The organism is Streptomyces sp. NPDC002499, assembly GCF_053595415.1.
In genome coordinates this window covers 1-6,521 of the sequence record NZ_JBSFXO010000029.1, presented here as the reverse complement: position 1 = coordinate 6,521, position 6,521 = coordinate 1, and the positions used below count along the sequence as shown (strand labels likewise).

Sequence of the window (6,521 nt, the reverse complement as noted above, 5' to 3'; positions counted from 1 at the left end):
GAAGTCCAAGGAGATCCGCTCCGTCTTCGAGGTGCACCGGATCAGCGAGGTCTTCGCGAACCTGGTGCGCGACGAGCGGGTCGTCGGCCGGGCCCTGCAGATCCCCAGAGGGGCGCACGGTGAGCAGGGCATCGACCTCAGGCCGTTCGCGGCATTCCCGCCGCTGCCGGACTCTGCGTCAGAAGGTCAGGTTCCAGGCGTCGATCTTGCCTGTGTCGGAGGCGGCGTTGTCGTTGACGCGCAGCTTCCAGGTGCCGTTCGCGACCTCCGAGGAGGCGTTGACGGTGTAGGTCTGGGCGATGTTGTCGGTGCTGCCGCCGGTGTGGTTGTGCAGCGTGTAGACGGTGCCGTCCGGCGCCACCAGGTCGACCTTCAGGTCACCGATGTAGGTGTGCTTGATGTCCACACCCACCTTGAGGGTGGCCGGGGCGTTGCCGGTCACGCCGGTGACGGCGATCGGGCTCTCCACGGTCGCGTTGTCGTTGACGGCGAAGTCCGTGAGGTTCTCGAAGTACTTGCCGGGCGGCGGCGTGGTCCCGACGGCCTTGAGGGCGTCGACCTGTCCCTCGCCGAAGAACGAGTTGTTGGCCGTCGTGCCCGTGCAGCGGCTGTCCGAGGGGCAGGCGATGTCGTTGGCCTGGGCGGCCAGCTTGGCGCGGAGCTGCGCCGGGGTGATGCCCGGGTCGGCGCTGGCGATGAGTGCCGCCACGCCGACCACGTGCGGGGTGGCCATCGAGGTGCCGCTCTTGCTGCCGTAGCCGCCGCCGGGGACGGTGGAGTACACGTTGCTGCCCGGCGCCGCGACGTCGATGACGCCCTGCCCGTAGTTGGAGAACGATGCCTTGGTGACGCCCGTGCCGTTGGCCGCGACCGTGACCACGCCCGGCAGCTCGGTCGGGATGTCGAGGCAGGCGTTGGTGATGGTGCGGGTGACCGGCGTCGAGTCGTTCGGGCTCGCGGAGTCGGTCGTCTTGTGGGCGAGGTCGTAGTTCTCGTTGCCTGCGGCGGCGACCTGGAGGGAGCCCTTGCCTTCGGCGTACTCCTGGGCGCGCTTGACGCCCTCAATGATGGCGGCCTGGTCGATGTTGTCCGGGCAGTTGAACTGCCACGGGTCCGTGTAATAGCTGTTGTTGGTGACCTTGAAGCCGTGGTCACCGGCCCAGACGAAGCCGCAGATGGTGTTCTCGGCGAAGAAGAAGGAGTTGCCAGGCTCGGCGACCCGGACCGCGGCGATCGACACCCCGGGGGCCACGCCGACGACGCCCTTGCCGTTCTTGGCCGCGGCGATGGTGCCCGCTACGTGGGTGCCGTGCGTGTCGACGTCCCGCCAGGCGCCGGCACGGGTGTCGGGCTTGCCGTAGGCACAGGAGACCGAGTCGGCCGCGTCGAAGTTGGGCGCCAGGTCCTGGTGCTGGTCGTCGACACCGGTGTCCAGGATGCCGACCTTGACCGAGGCGGAGCCCGGGTTCACGGCCCAGGCCTGGTCGGCCTTGATCTGGCTCATGTCGGCCCGGACGGGTTCTCCGGCCGGGGTCGAGGCCTGAGCCGGACTGGCCGGGATCGCCGGGTTGTAGGCGGCGGCCGGAACGTCCGAGGTGCGCGTGGCGCCGACCTGCTGCACGCCGGCGACGCCGCGCATGGTGGTGGCGAACCCGCTGGACGCCGAGTGGGCGACGATCACGCCGATGGCGTCGAAGTCCGAGAAGACGGTGCCGCCGTTGGCCTCGATCGCGGAACGGACCGCAGAGTTGTCACCGGGGGCGGTGATCACGAGGTAGGCACGCGTTCCGGCCACCCAGGCCGCACTGCGGGAAGCCGGCACGGCGGCCGGAGCGGGGGCCTTGGCGGCCGACGCCGTGGAGGGGACGACAGGGAGCGTGCCCGCGAGGGCGCCCGGGGCGCCGAACGCGAGGACGGCGCCGAGCGTGGCCGCCAGCACCAGCGTGCGTCTGGATCGGCCGGATATGGGGGGTCTCAAAGCGTCCTCCTGAGACGGCCCGGCCGCGCTGAGGGCAGCGGACGGGCGTACGAAACGAATGGTGAATGCAAGATGTCAGGTGCATGCTCCTGTACGGAAGTACCTTTCCGCACAGGGAACTCATAGGGGCATGGCTGAAAAGAGATGCACCCCGGGCATCGAGGGGTCGAGACCTCCCGGGAGCTCGGCGACGCCGACCGCGCCCTGGCATACCCCGCCGACCTGGCGCCGCCCGTGCTGCCCGCACCAGAGCCGGACTCGACCCTAGACACTCCCCGGCCATCGCCGCCTGGAGGCCGTTCTGTACGACGGCCCGCGGCCCGCATCCACGTCGCCTATGACGGACCCACCACCGTCACCGATCCCCTCGTCCTCGGCACCCGAGAGCGGTACTCCATCGTCGTCCTCGCCTGGATCAGCGCCAACACCTGGCCGCAGCCCGCACCGAGCGGACCCGCCCCGAACTCCCCGCCGACGCCGATGAGGTGACTGCGCCCAATATCCACGGAACCTGCCTTCCCGCGCTCAAGACCCGCCTGTCGCTCGGCTCGAGCACTCGACCATCAACTGCCGCTCGCGGTGCCGCTGATCCTGGCAGGCGTCCGCACAGCCCTGGTCCTGAACGTCGCTCCTCCGCCGGCTCCGGCCCCTGACATCTGTCAGGGACCGCTGCGCGATTCGCCTTCCTAGGCTTGCGGCGCGCAACGCCCTGTCAGCCCAGCCGCAAGGAGCACCATGTCCCTGTACGCGCGTATGGCCGCCACTCTGAGCGTGGCGGCTGCGTTCATCGGCCTCGTCGGACTCGCACCGCAGGCATCGGCCGCGGCGTCCTCGGACGCCACGCACTGCTCCGTGGTCGTGGAGCGGGTGAAGCCAGGTGAGAAGTTCTCCCGGGTGAAGAGCCGGACCTGTTCCGACAGCGGGACGGCGGCGGTCAGCCGCAGCGGCCGGACCCTGCTCATGACCTGGTACGAGCACGCCGAGTACGGCGGTGGTAGCACCGACGTCTACGGGGACTACGGCCCCTGCGACTCGGCCGGCTACGTCCTGAGCACCGGGCTGTGGCGGCTCTCGATCTCCTCGTTCATCACCTACAACAGCTGCGACGGCCAGCAGGCCGTCCTCAATGACGGCCAAAGCGCCGTCTACTACTACGGGTTCGGCACGCCGTATGTGGGTGCCCGAGCGAACGACAATATCGGGTGGTTCAAGGTGTGGGACGCCCTCTAGGCCTGCGCGGCAGCCTCGCCCTGGGCAGTTTCGTTGCAGCAGGCATCTTCCTCTTGCCCCCCGCTGATCCAAACGAGACTGCCTGGAGGCACAACCTCCGGCGTGCCGGGGCCGCCACCACGGCCGCAGGCGGTGACAGCGGGCGGCGACCTGAGACTTCCTGCGCGGTAGTACGACTCACCCATACCCACTGCGCCGCGATCAGGAGCGGCGATCCCATTTCGCCCGATCACTGCTGACCTTCCGTCACGGGGCCTCCCTTGTAGTGAACCTGAAGGGATCGGGCCTTGTCACCGGGGCCGGGCTGCGCCGTCGGCGACGGGGCGCCAGCGCCCCGCGCTCGCCCTCAGGTTCGCCGGCGGTTCGACGCGGGAGAAGACTCGCCGCATGGTGGTGCCGTGCGGACATGAGGGCGATCTGCGTCTGCTCGCCTACCAGGTGATGGACGCCGCGGGCCTCCAGCGGGGCCGGCCGACCGGGGTCATACTGTGCGGCGAGGACCTGGTCGACGCTGGCCAGGTCGCCGAACAACTCAGCTTCGATGCCGCCCGGCAGGTGCGTCTGGTGGCGGAGTCGGCCGCCGATCGGATCCGGGCCAGGTTCGCGCCGGGGGGATCGGCACGGCCGCCACATACCGGCCCGCCTCACGACCCAACGCGGGCGAACTGCTTGCTGGTCAGATCCTCGCCCCCGCAGGTCCCGTAGTCAGACCTGTTCATGGTGCGGGAGATCGCAACCGGGCAGGACCGTACGACGTCACCGTGGCGCAGACAGTGGTGGACGGGGGAGCGCAACGTGGCCACCAGTCCGTTGTTCGACGTCGGCCTGCGCATCGCAACGCGCTCCACCGCACGCCACCGCGAGATTCACGGCGCCAGTAGGGCACCGATCTGCTGCATTACCCCGAGAAGATCGGGCTGGCTCCGTTCCCCGACGATCCGGCCGTCGGCCAGGTAGTAGAAGTTCATGGCCTGCACCGAGATCCTGTTGCCGCTCGCCGGGATCCCGAAGAATTCACCGCCGTGGGTTCCCCGCATGGTGAACCGCGCGGCCACGGTGTCGCCTTGGGTGACCGTCTCCTCCAGCGTCCACTGGACGTCGGGGAAGGCGCTGCGCATCATCCCGATGACTTCCATGTACCCATCGGGTCCCCGCAGTGGCTCCGGGTGGCTGGGTGCGTGGAACACCGCGTCCGGAGAAATGACCTCGCGGGCGAGATCCTCGTTGCCCGTGTTGATGAACTCGATGAAACGGTTCATCACTGACTCGGTGGACTGCGATGGCATCGTCCTGTGCCTCTCCGGAGACGTCTGGGCGGGTTCATTGCGAACGTAACATCGAATCGATGCACACATCGATTCGATGTCTCCGTGCCAAGATGGCTTCATGCTGGAACTCGCGATACTCGGCTTCCTCGCCGAGGGACCCCTGCCCGGACACGGGCTGCGCCGCCGCGTCTCACAGCTGACCGGTTATGCGCGGCCGGTCAGTGACGGCACCCTGTATCCGGCGATCAATCGCCTGACCAGGTCGGGTTTGATCGAGCGGCGCGCCGACCCAGCCGCGGGGGCGGCCCGGTACGTGCTCAGCCTGACCGCGGCCGGGCGGGCCGAGATGCTGCAGCGTCTGCGCAAGCCCGCCGACCACGAGATCACCGACTTCACCCGGTTCTACGTAGTCCTGGCATTCCTCTCCCACCTGCCCGACGTCGCCGAACGGCACGCGGTGCTGCGCAGACGGCTGGAGTTCCTGGAAGAACCGGCGAGCTTCTTCTACGACAACGAGCGGCCCCTGCGTGCCGAGGAGGTCGCCGACCCCTACCGGCGGGGCATGCTGCTCACTGCCCGCGCCACCAGTCGCGCCGAACGGACCTGGCTGCGCGAGACCCTCGGGGAGGAACCGCCCGTATTCGACGCCGCAGGCATCGACAACGATCCGCATGCGCCCGCCGCTCCCGCGAGCTGACTGTCCACGGAGGTACCCCCATGCTTGCATCCTGGTACGACGACCAGGGACCCGCCGGCGATGTCCTGCAGGTCGGTGAACTCGCTGATCCCGTCCCCGGCCCCGGCGAGGTCCGCGTCCGCGTCACCGTCTCGGGCGTCAACCCCGGCGACACCAAGAAACGGCGCGGCTGGCTCGGCTCGTCCATGCCCTTCCCGCGGGTGATCCCGCACAGTGACGCCGCCGGAGTCATCGACATGGTGGGCGCCGGAGTCGACGTGCACCGCGTCGGACAACGGGTCTGGGTATACGGCGCCCAGTCCTACCGCCCCTTCGGCACCGCCGCCCAGTACACCGTCGTACCCGACCACCAGGCCGCACCCCTGCCCGACCACCTCAGTGACGAGCTGGGCGCGAGCCTCGGCATCCCCGGTATCACCGCCCACCGCACCGTGTTCGCCGACGGCCCGGTCGAGGGCCAACTGGTCCTGGTCCACGGAGTTCTCGGCGGCGTCGGCTCCCTGGCCGCCCAGCTCGCGCACTGGGCCGGCGCCACCGTGATCGCCACCGTCCGCCGAACCGCGGACCTCGACCACGTCGACCCGGCTGTCGCCCACGCCATCGCCCTGGACACTGACGAGCCCGCCGCTGCCGTCCGCTCGTACGCGCCGCGGGGCGTCGACCGGATCATCGAAGTCGCGCTGTCCGACAACGCCGATCTCGACAACGCCGTCGCCGCCCAGGGGGCCGTCATCGCCGCCTACGCCACCCGCGCGGACCGCACCGAGATCCCCTTCTGGCCTCTGCTGTTCAACAACGTCACCCTGCGGCTGCTCGGCAGCGACGACTTTCCCGCCGAGGCCAAACGCCAGGCCGCCCGCGACCTCACCTCCGCAGCCGCCGTCGGCGCCCTTACCGTCGCCGTCGGCGACCGATACCTGCTGCACGACATCGCCAAAGCCCACGACCACGTCGACGCCGGCAGTGGCCACAGCCGCACCCTGGTCACCATCCCCCAATAGCGCGGACTCGGGACAATGCCCTGCTCAACTGCCTAACTCTGCGGGGCGGCCCGCCGCGCTGCGAAGTATTCGGACCAGTTCCCGCCGGCAAGGGTGGCCCAGCGTTCGGCTGTCTTGGGGTGGGGCGTGTGGCGTGGTTGAAGGTCCGGGACCTGTAGGGCCTGTCCGCTGTCATCTTCGTGACCAGGTGGTGTGTCTGGGGCTGGTTGTTGTTGGACCGTCTGGCCGGTTTGTTTGCGGGGTGCGGGGTGCGGGTGCGGGTGCGGGTGCGGGTGCGGGTGGGTGTGGGTGTGGGTGTGGCTTGTCTGGGGGGTGTGTTGTGGGGGGTGGGGGTGTTGGGATGGGGT

The 6,521-nt window shown here is 69.4% G+C and carries 7 protein-coding genes and 1 pseudogene; 5 read left to right on the top strand and 3 right to left on the bottom strand.

The window, feature by feature from the left end; genetic code table 11:
• Positions 1-103 (top strand): annotated as a pseudogene (locus ACWD5F_RS45430) (ectoine hydroxylase); the annotation flags it as partial.
• A gap of 75 nt (positions 104-178) precedes the next feature.
• Here the strand turns inward: ACWD5F_RS45430 and ACWD5F_RS45425 are convergent.
• Complete coding sequence (locus ACWD5F_RS45425; protein ID WP_451261989.1) at positions 179-1,939, bottom strand: S8 family peptidase; 1,761 nt, start codon at positions 1,937-1,939, stop codon at positions 179-181.
• A gap of 183 nt (positions 1,940-2,122) precedes the next feature.
• Between ACWD5F_RS45425 and ACWD5F_RS45420 the strand changes: the two genes are divergently transcribed.
• The gene (locus tag ACWD5F_RS45420; RefSeq protein WP_451261988.1) at positions 2,123-2,467 is read left to right on the top strand and encodes a hypothetical protein; all 345 of its coding nucleotides are present in this window, start codon (positions 2,123-2,125) and stop codon (positions 2,465-2,467) included.
• A gap of 246 nt (positions 2,468-2,713) precedes the next feature.
• Entirely contained in the window at positions 2,714-3,208 is a 495-nt protein-coding gene (locus ACWD5F_RS45415; protein ID WP_451261987.1) for a hypothetical protein, read from the top strand.
• A 644-nt stretch (positions 3,209-3,852) separates the two neighbouring features.
• Here ACWD5F_RS45415 and ACWD5F_RS45410 read toward each other — a convergent pair.
• Complete coding sequence (locus tag ACWD5F_RS45410) at positions 3,853-4,041, bottom strand: hypothetical protein (RefSeq protein ID WP_451261985.1); 189 nt, start codon at positions 4,039-4,041, stop codon at positions 3,853-3,855.
• 33 nt (positions 4,042-4,074) lie between these two features.
• The gene (locus ACWD5F_RS45405) at positions 4,075-4,467 is read right to left on the bottom strand and encodes an ester cyclase (protein ID WP_451261984.1); all 393 of its coding nucleotides are present in this window, start codon (positions 4,465-4,467) and stop codon (positions 4,075-4,077) included.
• Positions 4,468-4,594: 127 nt separating this feature from the next.
• Between ACWD5F_RS45405 and ACWD5F_RS45400 the strand changes: the two genes are divergently transcribed.
• Positions 4,595-5,173 (top strand): PadR family transcriptional regulator, encoded by a 579-nt coding sequence (locus ACWD5F_RS45400; protein ID WP_451261983.1) that lies wholly within the window; start codon positions 4,595-4,597, stop codon positions 5,171-5,173.
• Positions 5,174-5,193: 20 nt separating this feature from the next.
• Positions 5,194-6,174 (top strand): NADPH:quinone reductase, encoded by a 981-nt coding sequence (locus ACWD5F_RS45395; protein WP_451261982.1) that lies wholly within the window; start codon positions 5,194-5,196, stop codon positions 6,172-6,174.
• The last annotated feature ends 347 nt before the right edge of the window (positions 6,175-6,521 follow it).

What these genes read in the sequence shown, in the direction of transcription:
- ACWD5F_RS45395 (WP_451261982.1), top strand. Translation starts at nt 5,194, where the DNA reads ATGCTTGCATCCTGGTACGACGACCAGGGACCCGCCGGCGATGTCCTG.
- ACWD5F_RS45410 (WP_451261985.1), bottom strand. Translation starts at nt 4,041, where the DNA reads ATGCGCAGGCCGACGTCGAACAACGGACTGGTGGCCACGTTGCGCTCC.
- ACWD5F_RS45420 (WP_451261988.1), top strand. Translation starts at nt 2,123, where the DNA reads ATGCACCCCGGGCATCGAGGGGTCGAGACCTCCCGGGAGCTCGGCGAC.
- ACWD5F_RS45400 (WP_451261983.1), top strand. Translation starts at nt 4,595, where the DNA reads ATGCTGGAACTCGCGATACTCGGCTTCCTCGCCGAGGGACCCCTGCCC.
- ACWD5F_RS45405 (WP_451261984.1), bottom strand. Translation starts at nt 4,467, where the DNA reads ATGAACCGTTTCATCGAGTTCATCAACACGGGCAACGAGGATCTCGCC.
- ACWD5F_RS45415 (WP_451261987.1), top strand. Translation starts at nt 2,714, where the DNA reads ATGTCCCTGTACGCGCGTATGGCCGCCACTCTGAGCGTGGCGGCTGCG.